Origin of the sequence: Streptomyces sp. NPDC004658, from assembly GCF_040609555.1 — a bacterium.
In the GTDB taxonomy this organism is placed as follows: Bacteria; Actinomycetota; Actinomycetes; order Streptomycetales; family Streptomycetaceae; genus Streptomyces.
The window spans coordinates 1-24744 of record NZ_JBEXKG010000117.1 but is presented as its reverse complement, the minus strand read 5'-3'; the positions used below and the strand labels follow the sequence as shown (position 1 = coordinate 24744).

General features: G+C 72.9%; 22 protein-coding genes and 2 pseudogenes. 10 read left to right on the top strand and 14 right to left on the bottom strand.

Going from position 1 to position 24744, the window contains the following annotated elements; genetic code table 11:
* Nucleotides 1-194 precede the first annotated feature (194 nt).
* The 4 genes and pseudogenes from ABZV94_RS29935 to ABZV94_RS29920 all read left to right on the top strand — a co-directional run.
* Nucleotides 195-302: pseudogene (locus ABZV94_RS29935) on the top strand (cupin domain-containing protein); the annotation flags it as partial.
* Nucleotides 303-441: 139 nt separating this feature from the next.
* Nucleotides 442-822, top strand: a complete 381-nt coding sequence (locus tag ABZV94_RS29930; RefSeq protein WP_356345810.1) for a hypothetical protein — start codon at nucleotides 442-444, stop codon at nucleotides 820-822.
* Entirely contained in the window at nucleotides 819-1286 is a 468-nt protein-coding gene (locus ABZV94_RS29925) for a peroxiredoxin (RefSeq protein ID WP_356345809.1), read from the top strand. Before ABZV94_RS29930 ends, ABZV94_RS29925 begins: the two co-directional genes overlap by 4 nt.
* Before the next feature lie 54 nt (nucleotides 1287-1340).
* Nucleotides 1341-3671, top strand: a complete 2331-nt coding sequence (locus ABZV94_RS29920) for a SpoIIE family protein phosphatase (protein WP_356345807.1) — start codon at nucleotides 1341-1343, stop codon at nucleotides 3669-3671.
* Here ABZV94_RS29920 and ABZV94_RS29915 read toward each other — a convergent pair whose 3' ends face one another.
* From ABZV94_RS29915 to ABZV94_RS29905, 3 genes are all read right to left on the bottom strand, one after another.
* Nucleotides 3672-4106 carry a cupin domain-containing protein gene (locus ABZV94_RS29915; RefSeq protein ID WP_356345805.1) on the bottom strand — a complete coding sequence of 145 codons (435 nt, stop codon included), beginning with the start codon at nucleotides 4104-4106 and terminating at the stop codon, nucleotides 3672-3674.
* A gap of 146 nt (nucleotides 4107-4252) precedes the next feature.
* Nucleotides 4253-4864: a DNA polymerase ligase N-terminal domain-containing protein gene (locus ABZV94_RS29910; RefSeq protein ID WP_356345803.1), complete on the bottom strand. Its 612-nt coding sequence runs from the start codon at nucleotides 4862-4864 to the stop codon at nucleotides 4253-4255.
* A 66-nt stretch (nucleotides 4865-4930) separates the two neighbouring features.
* Nucleotides 4931-5794, bottom strand: coding sequence for an oxidoreductase (locus ABZV94_RS29905; protein WP_356345802.1), 864 nt, complete (start codon nucleotides 5792-5794; stop codon nucleotides 4931-4933).
* A 150-nt stretch (nucleotides 5795-5944) separates the two neighbouring features.
* Here ABZV94_RS29905 and ABZV94_RS29900 point away from each other — a divergent pair, with 150 nt between their 5' ends.
* Nucleotides 5945-6823 carry a helix-turn-helix transcriptional regulator gene (locus ABZV94_RS29900; RefSeq protein ID WP_356345799.1) on the top strand — a complete coding sequence of 293 codons (879 nt, stop codon included), beginning with the start codon at nucleotides 5945-5947 and terminating at the stop codon, nucleotides 6821-6823.
* A 1-nt stretch (nucleotide 6824) separates the two neighbouring features.
* Here ABZV94_RS29900 and ABZV94_RS29895 read toward each other — a convergent pair whose 3' ends face one another.
* Nucleotides 6825-7655, bottom strand: coding sequence for an aldo/keto reductase (locus ABZV94_RS29895; RefSeq protein ID WP_356345797.1), 831 nt, complete (start codon nucleotides 7653-7655; stop codon nucleotides 6825-6827).
* Nucleotides 7656-7758: 103 nt separating this feature from the next.
* Here ABZV94_RS29895 and ABZV94_RS29890 point away from each other — a divergent pair, with 103 nt between their 5' ends.
* Nucleotides 7759-8823, top strand: a complete 1065-nt coding sequence (locus ABZV94_RS29890) for a LacI family DNA-binding transcriptional regulator (protein WP_356345814.1) — start codon at nucleotides 7759-7761, stop codon at nucleotides 8821-8823.
* Here the strand turns inward: ABZV94_RS29890 and ABZV94_RS29885 are convergent.
* The 5 genes from ABZV94_RS29885 to ABZV94_RS29865 are packed head-to-tail and all read right to left on the bottom strand — an operon-like array spanning nucleotide 8786 to nucleotide 13673.
* Nucleotides 8786-9031, bottom strand: a complete 246-nt coding sequence (locus tag ABZV94_RS29885) for a GH32 C-terminal domain-containing protein (protein WP_356345812.1) — start codon at nucleotides 9029-9031, stop codon at nucleotides 8786-8788. The genes ABZV94_RS29890 and ABZV94_RS29885 overlap by 38 nt on opposite strands.
* Before the next feature lie 16 nt (nucleotides 9032-9047).
* A complete protein-coding gene (locus tag ABZV94_RS29880) occupies nucleotides 9048-10451 on the bottom strand; it encodes a glycoside hydrolase family 32 protein (protein WP_356345794.1) in 1404 nt (467 codons plus the stop codon).
* Nucleotides 10448-11302 (bottom strand): carbohydrate ABC transporter permease, encoded by an 855-nt coding sequence (locus tag ABZV94_RS29875; RefSeq protein ID WP_356345792.1) that lies wholly within the window; start codon nucleotides 11300-11302, stop codon nucleotides 10448-10450. The genes ABZV94_RS29880 and ABZV94_RS29875 overlap by 4 nt, the downstream gene beginning before the upstream one ends.
* Nucleotides 11303-11316: 14 nt before the next feature.
* Nucleotides 11317-12267, bottom strand: a complete 951-nt coding sequence (locus ABZV94_RS29870) for a sugar ABC transporter permease (RefSeq protein ID WP_356345790.1) — start codon at nucleotides 12265-12267, stop codon at nucleotides 11317-11319.
* Entirely contained in the window at nucleotides 12264-13673 is a 1410-nt protein-coding gene (locus ABZV94_RS29865; RefSeq protein WP_356345787.1) for an extracellular solute-binding protein, read from the bottom strand. The genes ABZV94_RS29870 and ABZV94_RS29865 overlap by 4 nt, the downstream gene beginning before the upstream one ends.
* A 154-nt stretch (nucleotides 13674-13827) precedes the next feature.
* Between ABZV94_RS29865 and ABZV94_RS29860 the strand changes: the two genes are divergently transcribed.
* Both ABZV94_RS29860 and ABZV94_RS29855 read left to right on the top strand, forming a co-directional pair.
* The gene (locus ABZV94_RS29860; protein ID WP_356345785.1) at nucleotides 13828-15408 is read left to right on the top strand and encodes a glycoside hydrolase family 32 protein; all 1581 of its coding nucleotides are present in this window, start codon (nucleotides 13828-13830) and stop codon (nucleotides 15406-15408) included.
* Nucleotides 15409-15435: 27 nt separating this feature from the next.
* A complete protein-coding gene (locus ABZV94_RS29855; protein WP_356345782.1) occupies nucleotides 15436-16410 on the top strand; it encodes a TauD/TfdA family dioxygenase in 975 nt (324 codons plus the stop codon).
* 1 nt (nucleotide 16411) lies between these two features.
* Here ABZV94_RS29855 and ABZV94_RS29850 read toward each other — a convergent pair whose 3' ends face one another.
* Nucleotides 16412-17440, bottom strand: a complete 1029-nt coding sequence (locus tag ABZV94_RS29850) for an LLM class flavin-dependent oxidoreductase (RefSeq protein WP_356345781.1) — start codon at nucleotides 17438-17440, stop codon at nucleotides 16412-16414.
* A gap of 88 nt (nucleotides 17441-17528) precedes the next feature.
* A complete protein-coding gene (locus ABZV94_RS29845) occupies nucleotides 17529-19040 on the bottom strand; it encodes a metallophosphoesterase (RefSeq protein WP_356345778.1) in 1512 nt (503 codons plus the stop codon).
* 138 nt (nucleotides 19041-19178) lie between these two features.
* On the opposite strand from ABZV94_RS29845, the gene ABZV94_RS29840 reads away from it, so the two are divergent.
* On the top strand, nucleotides 19179-19466 hold the full coding sequence (locus ABZV94_RS29840) for a DUF1905 domain-containing protein (RefSeq protein ID WP_356345776.1): 288 nt from the start codon (nucleotides 19179-19181) through the stop codon (nucleotides 19464-19466).
* 56 nt (nucleotides 19467-19522) lie between these two features.
* On the opposite strand, the pseudogene ABZV94_RS29835 reads toward ABZV94_RS29840, so the two are convergent.
* Nucleotides 19523-19790: pseudogene (locus ABZV94_RS29835) on the bottom strand (SAM-dependent methyltransferase); the annotation flags it as partial.
* Between the two features lie 238 nt (nucleotides 19791-20028).
* On the opposite strand from ABZV94_RS29835, the gene ABZV94_RS29830 reads away from it, so the two are divergent.
* On the top strand, nucleotides 20029-22431 hold the full coding sequence (locus tag ABZV94_RS29830; RefSeq protein ID WP_356345773.1) for a M4 family metallopeptidase: 2403 nt from the start codon (nucleotides 20029-20031) through the stop codon (nucleotides 22429-22431).
* Nucleotides 22432-22495: 64 nt separating this feature from the next.
* On the opposite strand, the gene ABZV94_RS29825 is transcribed toward ABZV94_RS29830, so the two are convergent.
* Nucleotides 22496-23710, bottom strand: coding sequence for a glycoside hydrolase family 64 protein (locus ABZV94_RS29825; protein WP_356345772.1), 1215 nt, complete (start codon nucleotides 23708-23710; stop codon nucleotides 22496-22498).
* A gap of 149 nt (nucleotides 23711-23859) precedes the next feature.
* A complete protein-coding gene (locus ABZV94_RS29820) occupies nucleotides 23860-24615 on the bottom strand; it encodes a dienelactone hydrolase family protein (protein ID WP_356345770.1) in 756 nt (251 codons plus the stop codon).
* Between the last annotated feature and the right edge of the window lie 129 nt (nucleotides 24616-24744).

Genomic DNA, 24744 nt, shown 5'->3' with positions numbered 1-24744 from the left:
CCGGCCCGTGGTCCGGGCGAGCCGCCACGGCCGCCAGGCCGGCTTCCTGTCTCGGTCCCGGCCCCCTGGGTGAACCGGGACCCGCCCGCCGGCGGCGGTCCGGTGTCTGTCCGCGGCGAACCGCCACTCCCGCGCCGGCTCGCGGTCCGGGCGAGCCGCCACGGCCGCCAGGCCGGCTTCCTGTCTCGCGGACGGGCGCGACGATCAAGGAGCCGTCCGGAAGTGACCACGTCCACATCGGCCGCAACCTGGGGGACACGCCGCTCGTCCTCGACGTGCTGTACGTACTGCCGCACGGCTCCCCCGGTCCCGGCACCCTGGGCGAACCGGCTACCTGCCCACCCGCCCGCCGGCGGCGGTCCGGGGTCTGTTCGCCGCGAACGGCCACCCCCGCGCCTACCGTCCAGTAATATCCGGCGGCAGGACACCGAAGGAGGTACCGTGCCACGGTCCCCACGCTCACCCCTGCTGCTCGCCGGTCTGCTGGCGGCGGCGGGAGCGGCCCACTTCGCCGTTCCGCGGCAGTTCGACGCGATCGTGCCCCGTGCGCTGCCGGGCCCGCCCAGGGCCTGGACGTACGGGAGCGGGGCCGTCGAGCTGGCCCTCGCGGCCGGGATCGCGGCGCCCCGCACCCGCGCGCTCGCCGCGAAGGCGGCGGCCGCCTTCTTCGTCGGCGTGTTCCCGGCCAACGTCCAGATGGCCGTGGACTGGCGCGACCGGCCCGCACCGCTCAGGGCGGCGGCCCTCGCCCGGCTGCCCCTCCAGCTGCCGCTGGTGCTGTGGGCGCGCGGCGTCGCCCGGGACGGGGAGGGGCGGTCATGACCGAGCGCGTCGAGATCGGGACCAAGGCCGAGGACTTCGCCCTGCCGGACGAGACCGGCACCACCCGCCGGCTCACCGAGCTGCTGGCCGACGGCCCGGTCGTCCTCTTCTTCTACCCCGCCGCCCTCACCCCCGGCTGCACCGCCGAGGCCTGCCACTTCCGTGACCTCGCCGCCGAGTTCGCCGCCGTCGGGGCCCGGCCCGTCGGGATCAGCGGGGACACGGTCGACAAGCAGCAGGAGTTCGCCGGCCGGCACGGCCTCGGCATGCCGCTCCTGTCCGACGCGGACGGCACGGTCCGTGAGCGGTTCGGCGTCAAGCGCGGTTTCTCCCTGGCCCCGACCAAGCGCGTCACCTTCGTGATCGCCCAGGACCGTACCGTGCTGGAGATCGTCCGCAGCGAACTGCGCATGAACACCCACGCCGACCGGGCCCTCGCCGCCCTCCGCGCCCACCAGGGCTGAAGCGGACACCCTCGCCGCTTGATGCCCGGGGACAATCGGATCATCCTGGGGCATATGGAAGATGTCGCCGCCGTGGCGGTCATCGACGCGCACGGCACGGTGACCGGGTGGACGGAGGGCGCGCGGATGCTCACCGGCCACCCGGCCGACGAGGTCGTGGGCCGGCCGGCCGCGGATCTGCTGGCCGAGGACGTCCCCGGCGGCATCCTCACCGCCCGCGCCGGTCCGGTCGCCCTGCGCCACCGGGACGGGCACCGCCTCGTGCTGCCCCTCACCGTCTGCCCGCTCGCCGGCGCCGCCGGACAGCCCGCCGGCTACGTCGTCACGGCCCTGCCCCCCGGTACCACCCTGGCCGCCCAGGCCTTCGAGCAGGCGTCCATGTCGATGTCGGTCTTCGACCTCCGCCAGCGCTACCTGCGGGTCAACGCCGCCGCCTGCCATCTGATGGGCGTCCCCGAGGAGGCACTGCTCGGCCGGTCCTTCGAGGACACCGTCGAGGACGCCGAGCACCACCGCGGCTTCCTCGCCCATCTGCGCGAGGTCGCCGACACCGGCCGGCCCGTCCGCTACGAGAGCTACACCAGCGCCCCCGCCCTCAACCAGAAACACGCCTGGAGCATCGAGATGTGGCCGCTGCGCGACGGCTCCGGCGAACCGACCGCGGTCGCGCTCGCCGCGCTCGACAGCAGCGAGCAGTACTGGGCCCGGCGCCGCCTCGCCCTGCTGAACGAGGCCGCGACCCGCGTCGGCACCACCCTGGACGTGGTCGGCACGGCCGAGGAGATGATCGAACTGCTGGTCCCGCAGTACGCGGACTTCGCCAGCGTCGACCTGCTCGACTGGGTGCTCGGCGCCGACGAACCGCCCACGCTGCCGGACGGCGGAGTCGTCCTGCGCCGCGTCGCCCACGGCTCCCGCACCCCGGGCAACCCCGCGGCCGCCCTGCGCCTCGGCGAGACCGACGTCTACCAGCCGACCTCCCCGCCCGCCCGCGCGCTGCACGAGAGCCGCGCTGTGCTCAGCCAGGCCGGCGAGCCCGATTTCGTCCAGTGGCTGGCGGAACGCAACGCGCGCTCGCCCGGGGGCCGCTCCTTCCGGCAGGGGGCCCACTCCATGATCGCGGTGCCGCTGCGGGCCCGCGGCACCACCCTGGGCGTCGCGGTCTGCGTCCGCATGGGCCACCCGGACGACTACGGCCCCGACGACGCCGTCTTCGCCGAGGAACTCGCCAGCCGCGCCGCCGTCTGCATCGACAACGCCCGCCGCTTCACCCGCGAACGCTCCACCGCCCTCACCCTCCAGCACAGCCTGCTCCCGCGCGGCCTGCCCGGGCAGGCCGCGGTCGACGTCGCCCACCGCTACCTGCCGAGCGGATCGCTGGCCGGGATCGGCGGCGACTGGTTCGACGTGATCCCGCTCTCCGGCGGCCGGGTCGCCCTGGTCGTGGGCGACGTCGTCGGCCACGGGATCCAGTCCTCCGCCACCATGGGCCGGCTGCGCACGGCCGTCCGCACCCTCGCCGACGTCGACCTGCCGCCCGACGAACTCCTCACCCACCTCGACGACCTGGTCACCCACCTCGCCGCCGACGGCAGCGGTGAAGAGGTCGCCGAACTCGGCGCGACCTGCCTGTACGCGGTCTACGACCCGATCTCCCGCCGGCTCGCCGTGGCCGCCGCCGGCCACCCCGCCCCGGCCGTCCTCCTGCCCGGCGGCACCGTGGAGTTCCTCCCCGTCACGGCGGGGCCGCCGCTCGGCGTCGGCGGGCTGCCGTTCGAGGCGACGGAGCGGGAACTACCCGAGGGCTCGGTCGTCGCCCTCTACACCGACGGCCTGATCGAGGACCGCGACCGGGACCTGGACAGCGCCACCGAGGAACTGCGCCGTGCCCTGACCGCGCCCGCCGCCTCCCTCGAAGCCCTCGCCGACGACGTCCTGAAGGCCGTCCTGCCCGATCAGCCCGGCGACGACGTCGCCCTGCTCCTCGTACGCACCCGGGCCCTGGGCGCCGACCGGGTCGCCACCTGGAACGTGCCGCCCGACCCCGCCCACGTCGCCGTCCTCAGGCAGGCGGCCACCGAGCAACTGACCGCCTGGGGGCTGGCGGAGACCGCCTTCGTCACCGAACTCGTCGTCAGTGAACTCGTCACCAACGCCATCCGCTACGGCGAACCGCCCATCCAGCTCCGCCTGATCCGCGACCGCGCCCTCATCTGCGAGGTCTCCGACGCCAGTTCCACCTCCCCGCACCTGCGCCGGGCGCACGCCTACGACGAGGGCGGCCGGGGACTGCTGCTCGTCGCCCAGCTCACCCAGCGCTGGGGCAGCCGGCAGACGGTCCTGGGCAAGACCATCTGGGCCGAACAGCCCCTGCCCGGAGACTGATCACTGGAACGGGCAGCCGGGGTTCGGGGCCTCCCGCGAGAACGGGGAGCCGTGCGGCAGTACGTACAGCACGTCGAGGACGAGCGGCGTGTCCCCCAGGTTGCGGCCGATGTGGACGTGGTCGCTTCCGGACGGCTCCTTGATCGTCGCGCCCGTCCGGTACACGCCGTCCGAGGTGCACGTGGCGTCGAAGTGGCTCAGGGTGCCCTGCTTGACGACGCCGTACAGCGGGCCGTCGTGGTAGTGCCAGCCGGTGCTCTGGCCCGGCGGGACCGTGATCTCGCGCAGGGTGTAGTCGGTGCCGCCGACGGTGGTCTGCGCGAGGATCCGGGCGGTCACACCGGGCCCCGCCGGGGTCGCCCCGGCGGGGCCGCAGGTCACGAGGGCGGCGGCGGTCACCGCGCCGACGACGGTGGTACGGAGTGCGGTGCGCATGCGGGGGCCTCCAGGGGCGCGAGCGGACACCGCCCGAACATAGAGGCCGTGAGGGCGGGTCGGGGCCGGAACCCGGTGATCCGCATTTCCGCGCCCGCGCGCTCCCCCCCCGGGCCGTCACTCCCGACGGCGTGGCTCCGCCGGTGTCACTCCTGACCGGCAGCGGCGGCGACCTGGGCCAGGGTGCGCCCGCTGCGCACCGAGCGGGCCCGCCGGGGATCGGGAGTGCCGTGCCCGTCCGCCCGCGCCGGCCCCTTGCGCACCAGCAGCCAGGCCTCCTCCTCGTCCGCGCCGGCGCGGAAGCGGGTGAGGGCGTACTCGCCGCGCAGCTTCGCGCCGTGCAGCCGGAAGGTGGCGTGCCCCCGCTCCAGGGACTCCGCGAAGTCCACCGGGCGCCCCCGGCGGTCGTGGCTGAGCGGCTCGTAGGTCCCGCGGTCCCACACGATCACGGTGCCGCCGCCGTACTCGCCCTTCGGGATGACCCCTTCGAAGTCCTCGTACTCCAGCGGGTGGTCCTCGGTCGGCACCGCCAGCCGCTTGTCACCGGGGTCGGTGGACGGGCCCTTGGGTACCGACCAGGACTTCAGGACGCCGTCGACCTGGAGCCGGAAGTCGAAGTGCATCCGCCGCGCGTCGTGGATCTGCACCACGAACCGGGGTTCCTCGCCCCGCGTCCGGCCGGCCCGCCCCGACGGCTCACGGGTCCGCTCGAAGTCGCGCTTGCCGCGGTACGTCCGCAGCCGGTCTTCCGCCGCCACCTCCGGCTCCTCTCCCACGACGCCTGCGACCGCCTCACGGCCACCGGGTACCCCGCCCCCGTCCGCTCAGCCCGCGATGCCGTTCAGCTCGGTCATCGCGTCGTCCGGCAGCGCCAGGCCCGCCGCGGCGATGTTCTCCCGCAGGTGCTCGGGGGAGGAGGTGCCGGGGATGAGCGCGATGTTCGGCGAGCGGCGCAGCAGCCAGGCCAGCGCCACCTGCTGCGGCGACGCCTCCAGCCGGGCGGCCACCTTCGCCAGCGTGTCGGACTGGAGCGGGGTGAACCCGCCGAGCGGGAAGTACGGCACGAAGGCGATGTTCTCCGCCGCCGTGCGCTCCAGCAGCGCGTCGTCCCGCCGGTTCGCCAGGTTGTACAGGTTCTGCACGGTCACCACGGGCGCGATCGTCAGGGCCTCGTCCAGCTGCGCGGCGGACGCGGCGCTCAGCCCCAGATGCCGGATCAGGCCGCGCTCGCGCAGCTCGGCCAGGGCGCCGAACTGGTCCGCGATCGGGTCCTCGTTCGGGGTGTCCACGTCGCCGAGCCGCAGGTTGACCACGTCCAGCGTGTCCACGCCGAGGTTGCGCAGGTTGTCGTACACCTGCGCCCTGAGGTCCTCGGGGTGCCGGGACATGATCCAGCTGCCGTCGGCTCCCCGCCGGGCCCCGACCTTGGTGACGATGCGCAGGTCGTCCGGGTAGGGGTGCAGGGCCTCCTTGATGATCTGGTTGACGACGACGGGCCCGTAGAAGTCGGCCGTGTCGATGTGCGTGATGCCCGCCTCCACCGCCGCGCGCAGCACCGCCACCGCCCGGTCCCGGTCCCGCGGCGGCCCGAAGACGTGGGGCCCGGCCAGCTGCATGGCGCCGTATCCGACGCGGGTCAGGGTCAGGCCGTCGGCCGGAGTGACGGTGCCACCGAGTTGTGCGGTCATGTCGTACCTCTCAGGATGTCCCGGCCACCGGACGCTCCCGGTGGCCTCGCTCTCCAGGCTCCGCCCGTCGCGCCGGGTACGGCAGTGCCCCCGCGATCCTGGGAGTGACAGGGCCAGTCACCGCCGCCCGGCCGGCCGTACGGTGGTGGCGTGGACGGATCGAACGCGCTCGGTGAGTTCCTGCGCGCCCGCCGGGCGCTCGTGCGGCCGGAGGACGTGGGGCTGCCCGGTGGCGGCCTGCGCCGGGTGCCGGGGCTGCGCCGCGAGGAGGTCGCGATGCTGTCCGGCATCAGCTCCGACTACTACCTGCGGCTGGAGCAGGGCCGCGACCGCAATCCCTCCGTGCAGGTGCTGGAGGCCATCGCCCGCGTGCTGCGGCTGGACCCCGACGCCACCGCCCACCTCGTCGGGCTCGCCCAGGAGCGGCCCGAGTCCGTCGTACGCACCGGGCGGCGGGCGCAGCAGGTGCCGGCGACCCTGCTCCAGCTCATCGACGGCTGGCCGCGCACCCCCGCCTACCTCCAGAACCGCTACACCGACTGCCTGGCCGCCAACGCCCTCGCCACCGCGCTCACCCCGAACTACGCGCCCGGCGTCAACCTGCTGCGGGCCGTGTTCCTCGACCCGGCCGAGCGCGCCCTGCGCCGGGACTGGGCGGACCTCACCGCGGAAGGCGTGGCCGCGCTGCGGTCCGAGGCCGGGACCGACCCGGACGACCCCCGGCTGCGCGACCTGGTCGGCGAGCTGTCCCTGCGCAGCGAACGCTTCCGCACCCTGTGGGCCCGCCACGAGGTCCGCCCCCGGCGCGGCCGGGTGAGCCACCTCCACCACCCGCAGGTCGGCGACCTCGACCTGCACTCGAACAAGCTGTCCGTGGACGGCACCGACGGTCTGACCCTGGTCGTCTTCCACGCGGAACCCGGCAGCCGCAGCGCCGAGCTGCTGGACATCCTCGGCAGTCTCACCGCGCCCGGGCGGACGAGCGCGGACAGCGGGCGACGGACGGAGGAGCCGGCCGAGGAGCCGTAGCTCAGAACTCCTCGTGCGTCTCGGGGTCACCGCCGAGCCGGCGCGGGGAACGGCGCGCGACGGCCGCCATCTGGTCCTCGTCCAGCGCGAAGCCGAAGACGTCCAGGTTGGCGCGCTGCCGCCCGGGATCCGCCGACTTCGGCACCGGCAGCGCGCCCAGCTGCACGTGCCAGCGCAGCAGCACCTGCGCGGGCGTGACCCCGTGCGCCCGCGCGACCTCCGCGACCGCCGGGTCGTCCAGCAGGGCGCTGCCCCGGCCCAGCGGGCTCCAGCTCTCGGTCAGGATGCCCTTGTCCGCGTGGAAGGCGCGCAGCTCCTGCTGCGGGAACAGCGGGTGCAGCTCGATCTGGTTCACCGACGGCAGCACGCCGGTCTCCTTCTCCAGCCGCGTGATGTGCCCGGGCGTGAAGTTGGACACGCCGATGGAGCGGACCAGACCGTCCTGGCGCAGCCTGATCATCGCCCTCCACGCGTCGACGTACCGGTCCACCCGCGGGTTCGGCCAGTGGATCAGGTACAGGTCCACGTACTCCAGGCCCAGCCGCCGCCGGGACTCCTCGAAGGAGGCGAGGGTCTCCTCGTACCCGTGGTGGCGGCCCGGCAGCTTGGTCGTCACCACCACCTCCTCGCGGGGCACCCCACTGGCCGCCACGCCCCGGCCGACACCGGTCTCGTTGCGGTAGTTCGTCGCGGTGTCGACCAGCCGGTAGCCCGCTTCCAGCGCCGCGCGCACGGCTCGTTCGGCCTGTGCGTCGTCCAGGGGCCAGGTGCCGAGGCCGATGGCGGGGATCGTCGTACCGTCGTCGAGCGTGTACAGCGGAACACCGTTCACGATGAGACCTTCCCTCGATCGTCTCGCTCTGTGTCTGCCCCCAGCCTCACGGATAGGGTGAGCGGTGATCAACCGGGCGGGCGGGAAGAGGGCAGCGGACGGCATGGGCGGCGGCGCGGACAGCAACGGAGTGGGCGGCGGACGGCCCACCTCACGGGACGTCGCCCGGCTCGCGGGCGTCTCGCACACCGCGGTCTCCTTCGTCTTCAACGGCCGCGCCGAGGGCAACCTCTCACCCGCCACCCAGGAGCGCATCCGGCAGGCCGCCGCCCGGCTCGGCTACCGGCCCGACCCCGTCGCCCGCGGCCTGCGCCGCCGCCGCACGGCCGTGATCGGCCTGGTCACCGACGAGATCGCCACGTCCCCGTTCGCGGGGCGGCTGCTGCGCGGGGCCATGGAGACCGCCTGGGACAGCGATCACCTCGTCCTCACCGTGGACTCCGGCGGCGACCCCGCCAAGGAGGACGCGGCCGTCGCCGAACTCCTCGACCGGCGCGTGGACGGCATCATCTACGCCGCGATGTCCCTGCGCCGGGTCCGGGTCCCCGAGGGCCTGCACCGCACCCATTCCGTGCTCGCCAACTGCCTGCCCGAGGACGACTCGCTGCCCGCCGTCATCCCCGCCGAGCGGGCCGGCGGCCGGACCGCCGCACGCCTGCTGCTGGAGGCCGGGCACCGCAGGGTGGCCCTGGTCGGCGGCCAGGACGACATCGCCTCGGTGGAGCGGCTGCGCGGCTTCCGGGACGCGCTGCGCGCCGAGGGCATCACCGTGCCCAAGGAGTGGGTGGTGCGCACCGGCGGCGAGATCACCGGCGGGTACGAGGGAGCCACCCGGCTGCTCGACGGCACCGCCCCGCACCAGCGGCCCACCGGGATCTTCTGCTACAACGACCGGGTCGCGGCGGGCGTGCTGCACGCCGCGACCCGGATCGGCATCGCCGTACCCGGCGAGCTGTCGGTGGTCGGCTACGACGACCAGGAGCACATGGCCGCCTTCCTCACCCCGGCCCTCACCACCGTCGCGCTGCCGCACCGGGCGATGGGCGAGGCCGCGGCCCGGTTGCTGCTCGACGCCATCGACACCGGCCGCACCCCGCCCGCCACCGTACGGCGGCTGGCCTGTCCCGTGGTCAGCCGCGCCTCGGTGGGACCTGCTCCCACGCGCTGACCTCGGCGTCCCCCTCCACCAGCAGCTCGGCGACGTCGTCCGGCCGGCGATAGACCCGCTCGGTCACCGTGGCCCGGTCCGCCACGAACAGTTCCAGCAGCGAGCCGTCGGCCAGGAGGCGCATGCGCAGGCCGGGGCCCGGCGGCACGCCCACCGTGACGGGAGCCGATCCCTCGACGCCGTCGCGCGGCCATCCGGAGCGGTCCAGGACGACGGTGCCGTGGTCAGCCGCGCCTCGGTGGGACCTGCTCCCACGCGCTGACCTCGGCGTCCCCCTCCACCAGCAGCTCGGCGACGTCGTCCGGCCGGCGATAGACCCGCTCGGTCACCGTCGCCCGGTCCGCCACGAACAGTTCCAGCAGCGAGCCGTCGGCCAGGAGGCGCACGCGCAGGCCGGGGCCCGGCGGCACGCCCACCGTGACGGGAGCCGATCCCTCGACGCCGTCGCGCGGCCATCCGGAGCGGTCCAGGACGACGGTGCCGGCCTCCGGGTCCAGCCGGACGGTCAGCGCCCGGTCCGCCGACCGCAGCAGTGTGACGGTGGTGGCGCCGTACGCCGTCACCGTCAGGTCGTACGCCGGCGGAAGCGGCACCGCCGGCCCCGGCGCGGTCGCGAACGGGGCGTCGGCGCGCAGGAGGTCCAGCTCCGGGGCCGGGGCGACCCGCAGGGTGCCGTCGGGACGGGCGTCGACGACCCGGGGCGCGGTGAGCGTGCCCGCCCAGCCGGCCGCCAGCACCGCCGCCTCCTCCCGCGCCTCCCACGACCAGCCCCACATCAGGGTCCGGTCCGGTTCCTGGAGGACGGCCGGAGCGTAGAAGTCCCGGCCGTGGTCGAGCCGGCCGCCGGCGCGGGGCACGAAGGCCGGCTCCCCTGGCCGGCCGAGGTCCAGACCGCCTGTCAGGTACCCGGTGGTCCGGGGATCGCCGTCCCACAGCGACACCACCAGGACGTGGTCGCCGCCGGACGTCTCGAACAGCTGCGGGCACTCCCAGCCGACCGCCTTGTCACCGAACGCGCCGGCGGCGACGGGGTCGTGGCCGTCCAGCAGGACACCCGCGAACCGCCAGTCGGTCAGCTCGTCGCAGGCGTACAGCAGCACGGACGGGGTGCCGTCGGCGTGACCCGCTCCGACGAGTGCCCAGCGGCGGCCCGCGTGCCGGAAGACGAACGGGTCACGGAACATCACCACGCCGAGTCCCGGGGGCGGCCCCGGGACCACCGGCACGGGCAGGGGCCGCCAGGCCGCGAGCCGGTCGTCGGCCGGGTCGGCCGCGCGGGCCAGGCAGATGGAGCCGAGCCCCGTGTGGGCGTGGTCGACGCCGGTGTACACCGCCGTGGGCACACCGCCGTCGTCCACCACACAGCCCGACCAGCAGCCGGCCTCGTCGGGGCCGCCGGGGGTCGGGGCGAGGGCGATCGGGTGGTGCTCCCAGTGGACCAGGTCGGAGCTGGAGGCATGGCCCCAGTGGACGTCGGCGTGCACCGGAGCCGCCGGGTTGTACTGGTAGAAGAGGTGGTGGCGGCCCCGCCAGCGGAAGGGTCCGTTGGGGTCGTTGATCCAGTTGGCGGGGGGCCGGACGCGGAAGCGGGGGGCGGCCGGGTCCGGGGCGGGAGCGGCGAGGCTCAACGGTTGACTCCTGCGGAGGTGATGCCCTCGCGCAGAGGGCGCTGGCCGACGAGGAACACGGCGACGGCGGGGATCATGGACAGGACGACACCCGCGAGGACCACCGAGATGGACCCGGTGCCGAGGTTGCCCTGGAGGGACACCAGCCCCAGCGGAAGGGTGTAGTTCTGGCCGGAGGTCTCCAGGATCAGCGGGCGGAAGAACTCGTTCCAGTGGTAGTTGAAGGCGAGCACGCCGACGATGGCGAGGCCGGGCCGGGCCAGCGGGGCGTACACGGACCGGAAGATCCGCCAGGGCCCGGCGCCGTCCAGCATCGCGGCCTCGCCCAGGTCCTTCGGCATGCCGAGGAAGTACTGGCGCATCAGGAAGGTGCCGAACGCGGTCGGGAACGCCGGGACGATCAGACCGAGCAGGGTGTCGGTCAGGCCCATCGACTTGAGCACCAGGAACACCGGGACGATCGTGACCTGCAGGGGGACCATCATGGTCGCCAGGACCAGACCGAACAGCGGCTTCTTGAAACGGAACTCGAGCCGGGCGAACGCGTAGCCGGCGAGCCCCGCGGTGATCATCTGGCCGGCCGCGATCAACGCGGTCACGAGGGTCGAGTTCAGCGCGAGCAGCCATACGTCGATCTGCTCGAACACGCCGTGGTAGGCGGCGGTGCTGGGATGCGCGGGAATGATCTGCGGCGGCAGGTCGAACGACTCCGCCGGCGTGCGCAGTGACGTGGACACGGTCCATACCACCGGCCCGAGGGTCAGCAGCGCGCACACCGTCAGCCCGGCGATCCGTGCCCACGGCCCGAGTGCGACGCGGGCACGGCTGAGGGTCGGGGTTGCTTGGCTCATGGAACTCACCCGGCTCACTGGTAGTGGACGAAACGCCGGCTGAGCCGGAACTGGAGGGCGGTGACCGCCATGATCAGCACGAACAGCAGCACGCCCACCGCGGACGCCTCACCGAACCGCAGCTGCTCGAAGGCCTTCTCGTAGATGACCATCACGACCGTGCGGGTGGAGTCGCCGGGGCCGCCGTCCGTGAGGACGTACGGCTGCTCGAAGACCTGGAGCGCGTTGATGATGCCGACCACCGAGGCCACCAGCAGGGTGGGGGAGAGCAGCGGCAGCGTGATGGCGAGGTGCTTGCGCGGGCCGGTCGCGCCGTCGAGCGCGGCGGCCTCGTGGATCTCCTTGGGGATGTTGTTCAGCCCGCCCACGAACAGCAGGAACGAGAACCCGAACTGCTGCCACACGTACACGATGACCACCGTGGCCATCGCGCCGTGCTCGGAGGTCAGCCAGGGCACGGGGGCGATCCCGAACAGGCCGATCAGCCAGTTGACGACGCCGAAGTCCTGGTTGAACAGGTACTTCATCACGACCGAGATGGACGCGGCGGACAGCACCAGCGGGAAGAAGAACGCCGAGCGGAAGACCGAGCGCAGCCAGCCCGGCATCCGGCCGTTCAGCGTCAGCGCGAGCGCCAGCGCGATCAGGAGCTGCGCGGCGACCGCGAAGACCATGAAGACGAGGGTGTTGCGGAAGGACACCAGCACGGTCGCATCGCTGAACACCTCCCGGTAGTTGGCCGCACCGGCGAAACCGGGCGAGTCGATCACGTTCCAGTGGAAGAGGCTCAGCACGACCGAACCGACGATCGGTACGACCGTGAAGACCACGATCCCGACCACGGTCGGCGCCAGGAACACCGCCGCCAGCAGCCGCGTCCCCCGCTCACGCGCTCCCGGGCGCACGGCCCGCGCGGCCGGGCTCGCGGCCCGCGGCCGCACCGAGGAGATCCGGGTGTCCGTCATACGTCACGCTCCATGGCCTTCTCCAGATCGCCCTGCATCCGGCGCAGCGCCGGCCTGACCGAGCCCGGGCTCGACAGGGCCGTCCCGGTGTGCTTGAGCAGCACCTGGGTCACCTCGGCGACCTGCGGCGGGGCCGGGATGGGCCCGGTGTCCGGGAACTTGTCGAGGGTGTCGTAGAAGACCCGCCAGTGCGCCGGGCCGGTCTCCCGGTAGCGGTCCGCGGTCAGCATCGAACGGCGGGCCGGGGTGGTCTGGTTGGTGGTGAACAGCGCGCTCAGGGTGTCGCGCCGGGCCGAGTACTTGATGAACTCCCAGGCCGCGTCCTGTTTCTTCGAGGTGCGCAGCAGCGCGTAGCCGGCCGTGCCGAACTGGTGGCGCTGGGTGTGCCGGCGCGGGAAGTACTGCACGTCGAAGCCGTCGGCACGCATCCCGGCCAGATGGAGACCGCCCGCCCAGAAGCCGCCCGCCGGCGTGACGCCGACGCGGCCGGTGGAGAACACCCCGATCAGGTTCTGGCCGTTGCCGCCCTCGGGCCGGGTGCACAGTCCGTCGTGGACGAGGGCGGCGAGATAGTCGTACGCCTCCACCACCCGGTCGTCCGTGGCCTGCGGGGTCGTCCAGCGGAAGCCGCCCCCGCGGCCGCGCCGCCGGTCCGCCGGGTAGAAGGCGTCCCACAGCCAGGAGCCGCCCGGTGCCTTGGACTCGGCGAGCAGGTTGGTGCCGTTCGCGAACAGCCAGGGCACCACCCCGCCCCACAGCCGGTTGGTCCAGAAGTACGGCGTGAAGTGGGAGTCGCTCGCCTTCTTCATCCGGCGCAGCAGCGCGGTGAAGTCGTCCCGCGTCCAGTCGCCGGCCGGGAACTCCGCGCCCGCCCGCCGCAGCACCTGGGTGTTGAGGTACATGTCGGCGGCGTTGAACTCGATCGGCAGCTGGTACAGGCTGCCCTCGTACATCATCGACTCCACCAGTGAGGGGTGGACGTCGGCGAAGTACTCCCGCAGTTCGGCCGCGTCCCTGCGTACCCAGCGGTCCAGGGGCACGCCCAGGTGGCGGGCGAACAACTGCACGCCCTCGGTGGCCACATAGACCAGGTCGGGTGCCGTGCCCGCCGCGATCTGCGTGAGGATCTTGGCGAAGAAGTCCGACCAGTCGACGGCCTGCACCGCGTTGATCCGGACCTTGATGTCGGGGTGCAGCCGGCGGAAGCCGTCGACCAGGGTGCGGACCCCGGCCGGCGCGAACGCGGAACCCAGGGTGGCGACGACCAGCGAGCCGTCGTCGCGGCCCGGGATGTCGGCGCCGGTGAGCCGGTCCCAGCTCGCGGCGGTGCCGGCGAGCGCGGCGGCTCCCGCGCCGTAGGCGCCGTACCGCAGCAGGGAGCGGCGGGAGAAGAGCGAGTCGGTCATCCAAGCGTGCCTAACTCGTGTTAGTCGAGGAGTGATGCCCCCGATGATGAAAACCGCGTCACATCCGTGTCAAGGTCCGGGAACACTTGACCTTTAACGAGTTAGGTCTACAGTCCCTTGAGCCGATGACCCGTCAGGAAGGGGACACCGAACGATGCGTGGTCTGAGCAGAAGGGCCCTGTTCGCCTCCACGGCCGCCGGAGCCGGAGCGGCGCTGCTGCCCGCGGCGCCCGCCGGGGCGAAGCCACGGTCCGGGCCGGCGGCCGGATGCGCGCGCTACCGCGCCGACTACCACTTCACCGTGCCCGACCAGTGGAAGAACGACCCGCAGCGCCCGGTCTGGATCGACGGCGAGTACCACTGCTACTACCTCTACAACGCCGACTACCTGGACGGCCGCGAGGGCACCGCCTGGCGGCTGGCCACCAGCACCGACCTCGTCTCCTTCACCGACCGGGGCATCGCCGTGCCCAAGGACACCACCGTCAACGGCGACGTGTGGTCGGGGTCGGCGGTGGTGGACACCGCCGGCACGGCCGGCTTCGGCGCGGGCGCGGTCGTCGCCGTCGTCACCATGTCGCCCGGCGGCGGCACCGACCACCAGGAGCAGTTCCTGTACTACTCGACGGACGGCGGCCGCACGTTCACCAACCACGGCACGGAGCCCGTCCTCGCCAACCCGGGCGTCCTGGACTTCCGCGACCCCAAGGTGATCCGCGACGACGACCACGACCGCTGGGTGATGGCCCTGGCCGAACGGAACAAGGTCGGCTTCTACCACTCGGCCGACCTCAGGTCCTGGACGTACGCGGGCGGCTTCGTCAAGGACGGCCTCGGCGTCCTCGAATGCCCCGACCTGTTCCGCATCACCGCCGACGACGGCGCCGTGAAGTGGGTGCTGGGCGTGAGCGCGGACGGCACCGGCTCCGGGCAGCCGGCCACCTACGCCTACTGGACGGGCTCGTTCGACGGGGCGGCGTTCACCGCCGACTCCGCCGACCCGCAGTGGCTCGACCACGGCTGGGACTGGTACGCGGCCGTCACCTTCGAGAAGCGGAAGCCCGACGGCACGGTGGACCCGGCCACCCGCCACGCCCTCGGCTGGCTGAACAACTGGGCCTACGCGCACACCACGCCCACCATCGACGGCGACGGCTTCAACGGCACCGACGCGATCGTCCGGGAGATCACCCTGAAGAAGGCCGCCTCCGGCCGCTACTACCTCGCCTCCCGCCCGGTTCCCGCGCTCGACGCGTACGTCTCCCGGACCGTGCGCCTCGGCGACCTGACGGTCGACGGCACCCGCGCGCTGGACCACACCGGTGTCTCCTACGAGCTGACCACCGAGATCACCTGGTCCGAACTCACCGGTGCGGGAGTCCAGTTGCGCCGTTCCCCGGACGGCGTACGGCACATCGACGCCGGGGTGTACGGCGACTACGCCTTCCTGAACCGGCGCGGCACCGTCAACCCCGACACCGGGGGTGCCCGGCAGGAGAGCCGCACGCCGTTCGACCGGTCCGCGGGCCGGGTGTGGCTGCGGATCCTCGTGGACCGTACGTCCGTCGAGATGTTCGTGGACGACGGCCGGTACGTGCACTCCGCCGAGGTGTTCCCCTATCTCGTCGACGACCGCCTGGCCCTGTTCAGTGTCGGCGGCACGGCCGTGTTCCGGAACACGGTGATACGGGAGTTCGACGTGCCGGCGCAGAGAGTGTCACGATCTTCCCGGTAGCGGACACGGACGAGAACCGGAGGGCGCATGACCACGGACAGGGCGACCGCGGACGGATCGGGGCACGTCCCGGGCGTGGAGGTGAGGCCGGTCGCCGGGCACATCGGCGCGGAGATCACCGGAGTCGACCTCGCCGAGCCGCTGGACGACGCGGTGACCGCGCTCATCAGGGACGCGGTGCTGCGCTGGAAGGTGGTGTTCTTCCGCGGCCAGCGGCTGGACCACGCCGCGCACGTCGCCTTCGCGCGCCGGTTCGGCGAGCCGATCGTGCTCCCCCGCCGCGGACCGCACTCGCCGCCCGGCTTCCCCGAGATCGAGACCACCGCCGACCGGCTGGAACTGGGCGGACGGTACGGCATGGACCACGACGAGTGGCTGAGCCGGCGCCGGCACACCCTGCTGCGCGGCTGGCACTGCGACCACGGCGCCCGGATCGACCCGCCGGCCGCGACCGTCCTGCGCGCCGAGACCGTCCCGCCCTACGGCGGCGACACCACGTGGGCCAACCTGGCCGCCGCCTACGCGGGACTGTCCGGCCCGGTCCGCGCCTTCGTCGACGGCCTGCGCGCCGAGCACCGGCTCGGTGTCGGCTACCAGCCCCGACCGGGTGACGACGCCTACGTCCGCCACCTGCTGGACCACCAGGTCGCCTCCGAGCACCCGCTGGTCCGGGTGCACCCGGAGACCGGCGAGCGGGTGCTGTTCGTGAACGGCTACTACGTCGAACGGATCGTGGACGTCTCCCGGCCGGAGAGCGCGGCGCTGCTGGAGATGCTGCTGGAGCAGGCCGTGCGTCCCGAGTACACGGTCCGCTTCCGCTGGGAGCCCGGCAGCGTCGCCTTCTGGGACAACCGGGCCACCATGCACCTGGCCCCCAGCGACCACGCGCACATGGGCTCCCCGCGGATCATGCACCGGGTGATGCTCCACGGCGAGGTGCCGGTCGGGGTGGACGGACGGCCCTCCGCACCGATCACCGGCACCGAAGCGGGCCGCTGGTGACTCAGCCGCCGGGCCGCCACCCCAGCGCCGGGCCCAGCCGCGTCGCCATGTCGGTCAGGATCTGCACGTATTCCTCGTGCTCGAACGTGAACGGCAGCGCGAACGCCACCTCGTCGACCTCGCGGAACGCGGCGTGGGCGTGCAGCCGCTCGGCCAGCTCGGCGGAGGTGCCGACCAGGTCCGGCGCGAACAGCAGCCGCGCCGGGCCCTGGGGAGAGGCCGTACGGGGCAGGCGCCCGGCCGCGTAGGCCTCGTACTTGGCGCGCTGCCGCGGTGTCGCCGAGTCGGTGGGGATCACCACCAGCCCCTGGGAGACGCGGGCCGCCTCCCCGTCCGGGTGGTGGGCACGGAACGCGCGGATGTGCGACAGCTGGATCCGCGCGAAGTCCAGGGGCGCCTGCGGGTCCTCCGCCTTGACGACGCTGCTCGTCAGGAAGTTCATGCCGTGCTCGCCGGCCCAGCGCGCCGAGCCGAGGCTGCCGCCGCCGTACCAGAGCCGCCGGCCGAGCCCCGGCGAGTGCGGCTGGACGACATCGCTGAACACCTCGATGCCCTCCACCCCGCTGAAGTCGGTGGCGGGTTTGCCGCGCACCAGGTCCAGCAGCCGCCGCACCCGCTCGTAGGAGAAGTCCTCCGCGTCGGCGGTGTCCGGATAGAGGGCGTCCTTGACCTGGTCGTAGTGCGTCGGCGGGCCCACGCTGACGCCCGGGTTGAGCCGGCCGCCGGACAGCACGTCCACCGTCGCCAGGTCCTCGGCGAGCCGCAGCGGGTTCTCCCAGCCGAGCGGTGTCACCGCGGTACCCAGCTCGATCCGGCGGGTGCGCTGCGAGGCAGCGGCCAGCACGGCGACCGGCGACGAGATGCCGTACTGCAGGTGCCGGTGGCGGACCCAGGCGGTGTCGAAGCCGAGCCGCTCGCCCAGCTCGATGATCCGCAGGGTGGACTCGTGGCCCCGGCCGGGGTCCGCGGGATCGAACAGGCCGATGGTGAGAAAGCCCAGTTTGCGCAGCGGGCGAGGGGTGGACGGCACGGGTTCCTCCATCGGTCGTACGACGGCTCCGCACCGATTCTCGCAGGCTGGTGTGACAACCGTGTGATCAGTTCGACCGGGCCGCCGGTCACGCCGTCCGGGGCAGCGGGATGACGACCTCGTCCTCGACCGGCGGGTCGAGTTCCTGCGCGCGGTTGCCGGTCGCGGCGAAGCAGCGCAGCCGGACCGCGTCCGGACCGACGTCCAGCCGCAGGAAGCACTTGAAGAACGGCGGGCTGTAGGTGGCGGAGGACGGCGAGAACAACTGGGTGTAGATCTTCCGCACGGGCAGCCGGAACCGGGCGGGCCGGCCGGGGCGGCGGCCGGCTCCCAGGAGGCTCGCGACCAGGCGGGCGCGGCGGGTGACCCGGACGTCCGGGCCGGGCGCGCGGGCCGGCTCGATGCCGAGCCGCTCGGCGATCACGGCCGTCGCCTCCGCCTCGGTGAGGGTGAAGAAGCGGCGCAGCCGGAGCCTGCGGCCGTACAGGCGGCTGTAGAAGGCGAGCGAGTCTCCGCGCAGCGGGTAGCAGCGGAACGCGTCCTCGGTGACACCGCCGACCGAGACGCGCGGGATGGTGTGCGTGGCGTGCATGAACGCCCCGCCGCCGCCCGCGACGACGTACTGGACCGTGCGGCCGTCCACGTCGACCGGATACCGCTGGTAGTTGTGGATGTCGCCGCCGATCGCGGCCACGTAGTGGTGCTCGGGAGCCCGGACGATGTCGTCCACCGTGCCGCCGCCCTCGATGGGGCAGGGGTGGTGCTCCCCGTCGACGTACAACGGCGATCCGGTGACGAGGATCTTCGGCCGGGGTCCGCGGGAGACCTCCCGCAGCCAGCCGCCCTGTTCGGCGTCGACCGTGCCGAGCAGGCCGGTGTCGATGCCGACGATCCGCACCGGCCCCGCGTCGATCGCCCAGTACGGGCCGGGCTGTGCGGCCTGTTGGCCCGGCCCGGAGCGCAGCGCCCGTGCCTCGGCCAGCCGTTGCTCGTCCGCGGGGCGCGCCCGGTGCCACAGCAGGGAACGCCACCAGGCGCGGGTGAGTGGGCGGGGCCGGGGCTCCGGGCCGGGCGGCGGGGGGTCGGCGCAGAAGACGCGCATGAAGGCGCCGAGGTCCTCGTACCAGTCGTGGTTGCCGGGGATCGCGTAGATGGGCGCCGGATAGTCCCGGTACGGGCGGAAGAACTTGTCGCCGTAGTCGTCGGCGCTGCCGACGGGGTAGACGACGTCGCTGGCGATCACCGCGAAGTCCGTGCCCCGACTCGCCCTCAGGAACCCCGGTACGACGGCGTACTGGGAGTCGTCCCCCTCGCCCGTGTCCCCGATGACCATGAAGGAGAACCGTTCCGGGACCTCCCGCCGGACGATCTTGTCCGCGGGTGCTCCCGCCGCCGCCCGCGAGGCCACCCAGCGGCTGCGGGTACGGCCGGTCGGGTCACCGAACCAGGACGCCAGCACGCCGTTGCGGGCGGCCCACAGCACGCGCGGGTTCAGCCACGAGAGCTTGTCGACGTGGTCCGGCATCAGCCGCTTGTAGGTGCCGGGTTCGGCCGCACCCCAGCCGGCGCCCTGTGCGGTATCGCGTGAGGAGTCTGACACGTGGTGCACGGTAACAACGCGCCGGTCAGGGGCGGGATGCAGGGGTGCCGCCAACGCGCCCTGCGACGGGGCCCGTTCGGGGCGCGCTACGCTCTGCTCGACGGCGTGCACCCTCCTGCCGAACGAAAGACGGATCGCATGGAACTCTCCTTCGCCGGCCGGGTCGTCGAGTGGCGGGGACCGTCGCCGTACTACTTCGTGGCCGTGCCCGACCAGGAGTCCGCGGACATCGGCGAGGTGGCGGCCCAGGCCACGTACGGCTGGGGCGCGATCCCCGTCACGGCCAGGGTCGGCGCGACCGACTTCAGCACCTCGCTCTTCCCGAAGGACGGCTCCTACCTGCTCCCGCTGAAGCAGGCCGTACGCACGCCGGAGGGGCTCGTGGTGGGCGACGAGGTGGCCGTGGAGCTGACCGTGCGCCTGTGACGGCCGCGGCACGCCCCTGCCGCATCTCGGTGAGCCCCCGCGCGGTCACGGCTTCCGGCGCCGCTGTTGTGGTAGGCATCCTGGGCCCGCTCGAAGACCGGGCCGACGCCCGAGGACCCGTCGCTGACGCCGAGGTGGCTGCCCGGTGGGAGGGCGGACATCAGCCGGCCGACGAGCAGGCGGGCCTCGTCGTGGCCGGCCAACGTGGCCCAGGATGGTGCCGAGGACGAGCGCGGTCGGCCGGGTCAGGTCCACACCTGTGCCGACCTCCAGGTACTGCCGGACGCCCGCCTCGCGGACCAGGTGGGTGAGGGCGCGCCCTACGCCCCAGGCCCCCGCCCGACCTCCCCGTTCGTGGTTCACGGCCGATAGGGAAAACCCTCGATTGACCCGCCGTGAGGTGACATGGCTTGGTCAAAGCTGTCATTCTCCCTCAGCACGCTGATCCACCCCACCCGTTCACGGATCGCGCTCCCGCACAGCTCAGCTCACCCCGGGCAGCAGACCCGTCTGCCCGTCTGTCACCGGCCGCCGACCGGCGGCCGCAGCAGGAGGAGTACGAGTGAGACCCCACAGACCCCTTCCCCACAAGCGGGCCACGATCGGAGCCGCCCTGGTCTCCACCGCGGCCTTCCTCGCCGTCGGCCTCCAGGCGGTTCCGGCGACCGCCGCACCGGCCGCCCCCCACCCCAGCCCGCTGCGCACCGGCGGTATGGAGGCCAAGCTCAGCCCGGCCCAGCACCAGGCGCTGATCAAGAGCGCCCGGCAGCAGACCGCCACGACCGCCCGCACCATCGGCCTCGGCGCCCAGGAGAAGCTGGTCGTCAAGGACGTCGTCAAGGACAACGACGGCACCCTGCACACGCGGTACGAGCGCACGTACGCCGGGCTTCCCGTCCTCGGCGGCGACCTCGTCGTGCACACCCCGCCCGCCTCGCTGGCGAAGGGGACCGTGAGCACCACCTTCAACAACAAGCGCACGATCACAGTGCGTTCCACGACCGCGACCGTCAGCAAGGCCGCCGCCGCGACCAAGGCCCTGAAGGCCGCGAAGTCCCTGAAGGCCGAGAAGCCCTCCACCGACAGCGCCCGCAAGGTGATCTGGGCCGGCAACGGCACCCCGAAGCTCGCCTGGGAGACGGTGGTCGGCGGCCTCCAGGACGACGGCACGCCCAGCCAGTTGCACGTCATCACCGACGCCACCACGGGCAAGGAGCTGTACCGGTACCAGGCGATCAAGACCGGCACCGGCAACACCCAGTACAGCGGCACCGTCACCCTGAACACCACGCTGTCGGGCTCGACGTACCAGCTGTACGACACCACGCGCGGCGGTCACAAGACGTACAACCTCAACCGGGGGACCTCCGGCACCGGCACCCTGATGACCGACGCCGACGACGTCTGGGGCGACGGGACCGGCTCCAACACCCAGACCGCGGGCGCCGACGCCGCCTACGGCGCGCAGGAGACCTGGGACTTCTACAAGAACACCTTCGGCCGCAGCGGCATCCGCAACGACGGCGTCGCCGCCTACAGCCGCGTCCACTACAGCAGCGGTTACGTCAACGCCTTCTGGGACGACAGCTGCTTCTGCATGACCTACGGCGACGGCTCGGGCAACACCCACGCCCTGACCTCGCTGGACGTCGCCGGCCACGAGATGAGCCACGGCGTCACCTCCAACACCGCCGGCCTGGAGTACAGCGGTGAGTCGGGCGGCCTGAACGAGGCGACCTCCGACATCTTCGGCACCGGCGTGGAGTTCTACGCGAACAACTCCAAGGACGTCGGCGACTACCTCATCGGCGAGAAGATCGACATCAACGGCGACGGCTCGCCGCTGCGGTACATGGACAAGCCGAGCAAGGACGGCGGTTCCGCGGACAGCTGGTACTCCGGCGTCGGCAACCTGGACGTGCACTACTCCTCGGGCCCCGCCAACCACATGTTCTACCTGCTGTCCGAGGGCAGCGGCACCAAGGTCATCAACGGCGTGACCTACAACAGCCCGACCTCCGACGGCGTCGCCGTCACCGGCATCGGCCGCGACGCCGCCCTGAAGATCTGGTACAAGGCGCTGACGACGTACATGACGTCCAGCACCAACTACGCCGGCGCCCGCACCGCCGCCCTCAACGCCGCCGCCGCGCTGTACGGCACCAACTCCACGCAGTACGCGGGAGTCGGCAACGCCTTCGCCGGCATCAACGTCGGCAGCCACATCAACCCGCCGAGCAGCGGGGTGACGGTCACCAACCCGGGCAGCCAGTCCGCCACCGTCGGCACCGCGGTCAGCCTGCAGATCCAGGCGAGCAGCACCAACAGCGGCGCGCTGACCTACAGCGCCTCCGGCCTGCCCGCCGGCCTGTCGATCAACAGCTCGACCGGTCTGATCTCGGGCACGCCCACCACGGCGGGCACGTCCAGCACCACCGTCACGGTAAAGGACTCCACCGGCGCGACCGGCACCGCCACCTTCAGCTGGACGGTCAGCGCGACCGGCGGCGGCTGCTCCTCCACGCAGCTGCTGAGCAACCCCGGCTTCGAGTCGGGCAGCACCGGCTGGACCGCGACCAGCGGCGTCATCACCACCGACAGCGGTGAGGCGGCGCACAGCGGCTCCTACAAGGCGTGGATGGACGGGTACGGCTCCTCGCACACCGACACCCTGTCCCAGTCGGTGACCATCCCCGCGGGCTGCAAGGCGACCCTGACCTTCTACCTGCACGTCGACACCGCCGAGACCTCCACCAGCACCCAGTACGACAAGCTGACGGTGACCGCCGGTTCGAAGACCCTCGCCACCTACTCGAACCTGAACGCGGCCTCCGGCTACACCCAGAAGACCTTCGACCTGTCCTCGCTGGCGGGCTCGACGGTCACGCTGAAGTTCAACGGCGTGGAGGACTCCTCCCTCCAGACCAGCTTCGTCGTGGACGACACGGCCCTGACGACCGGCTGATCCGGCGCTGACGACAGCGGTCCCGCACCCGGCCGTCCGGGTGCGGGACCGCTCGCGTGTCAGCTCAGTTCAACGGATCGAGGGTGAGATACGCCTGCTGCGGGTTGCCGTCGTGCACCAGCGACTCCTGGTTGCCGACGTCGTCGAAGGCGAACGCGTACGCCTTGCCGTCGGCCATCTGCGCGTGGATCGCGCGCGCGTAGTGGTTGGTCACCGCGTCCCGGTAGAAGTTCGCCGTCGTGGTGTCCGGCTGGCTGGGGTTCACCAGCAGGGTCGACCGGTTGAACCCGGCGCACAGGGTGCGCGAAATGGGGCCGCGGACCTGGTCGTTGGGCGCGTCCAGCAGCTTGTGGCATCCGAAGATGCTCGCCGCGTCGGGCTTCTGGAAGCTGGTGACGACCGCGCCGGAGGCGTTGGTGAAGTTCATGACGTTCCCGGAGACACGGCCGTAGTACTTGGTGCCGGGCTGGTCCGCGAACGGCGTGACGGTCAGCGTCGAGGTCGTGTACTTCTGCCAGACCCGGTTCACGTAGTCGTCCATCGCGTTCGCCGGCAGCGCGCCCGTCTCCACGCCGTACAGCGGGGACAGCGCGCGCAGCACGGTGCCGTCGGGGCGGGTCTGGATCAGGCCGGACCAGCCGCCCGGCTGCGCGCGCAACGCGCTGAAGAAGCCGTTCCAGCCACCGGACTTCAGACGCCCGGTGCTGCTGACGCTGCCGTCGGACCGCTGCACCCCGACCGCGTACGGCGCCGAGAACATGTCGACCTGGGTGCTGTTGAGCCACAGCCCGGAGTCGTTGAGCGTGTACTCCGACCAGTTGAAGAGGATGTTCCGGTTGGGGTCGGACGGGTTCTGGACGGCCGGCTGCACCAAGCCTCCCGTGGTGAGCCGGAAGTCGAGCTTCTGGCCGTACGAGAAGTAGATGCGGCCGGAGAACTTCGGGATGCGGATGGTCGTGGACTGCCCGGCGGCGGGGCCGGGTATCGCCGCGTCCGGTGCGGGGGTCGGCGGATTGCCGCCCGCCGGCCAGGCGTGGAAGGCGCCGCCCGCGTCGGCCCAGCCCTGCCGTCCCGAGGAGAGCTGGGTGCCGAGGTCGTAGATGTACACCGGCTCGGAGCGGCCCGAGTTGTTGGTGATCTTCAGGGGGATGGTGTCGGGGACCGCGGCGTCGGCGCGCTCCGGCGCGCCGAGGGCGAGCAGTCCGCCGAGCAGCGCGCCGGCGGCGGCCAGGGGGAGCGCGCGACGGGGAAGCGCGCGGCGCGTGAGCCTGTGAGGCACTCTCCACCTCCGTGTGGGGTCGGGGTCGTACGGAATTGGTCCGTACCGGTTTGAGAGCGCTCTCAGATTCGTGCGGAGACGAGTGCATGTCAATGACATGGACGAGATCCGCCCGGCGCCCACCGTCGGGCGGGCGCCGGGTCCCGGCGTCAGAACGTGCGCTGGAGCAGGTCGAGCAGGGCCGCCCAGTGCCGCTCGTCGGCCTTCCGGTCGTACGCCGGGGTGTCCGCCTGCGTGTAGCCGTGATGGGCGCCGGCGTACACCTCGCAGGTGTGCCGTACCCCCGCGGCGGTCAGCGCCTCCTCGAAGCGCGCCACCTGCTCCGGCGGCAGCGACGGGTCCTCGTCGGCGTGCCCGAAGTACAGCTCCGCGGTGATGCGGGGGGCCTGGAGGTGCGGGCTGTCCGGGTCGTCGGTGGCGAGGCGGCCGCCGTGGAAGCCGGCTCCCGCCGCGACCCGGTCCGGGTGGGCGCCCGCGGTCCACAGCACGAGCCGGGCGCCCATGCAGTACCCGGTCAGCGCCACCGGGCCGCCGGCCGCGGCCGGGCTGTCGGCCAGCCCCCGCAGATAGGCGTCCGCGTCCCGCCGGACCTGGTCCGCCGTCAGTCCGGAGACGATCGGGCCGAGCCGCTCCCACAGGGTCGGGTCGGCGCCCGGGTCGATGAACTCGGGCAGCTGGAGGACCGGCGCCCGGCCCAGGCGGTAGAAGACGTTCGGCACCAGCACCGTGTAACCGGCGCCGGCGATCCGGTCGGCCATCGACCGCAGGTACGGCCTGAGGCCGTAGGCGTCCTGGTAGAAGAGGACGGCCGGACGGGGCCGGCCGTCGGCCGGGTGGACGAGGTAGGCGTCGGCGACGCCGTCCTCGGTGGGGATGTCGACGGCGGTCGCCTGGACATCGGTCATGGTGAGAAGGCCCTCCCTCGGGGATGGGCGCGGGCGGCGGATGCCCGCCCGGCGCCGCGGCTACCGCCATGCTGCCACGCAAGATCCAGCCCGGCGCACCCGGCATCCCGCCGCTCACCTGCGGCGGCC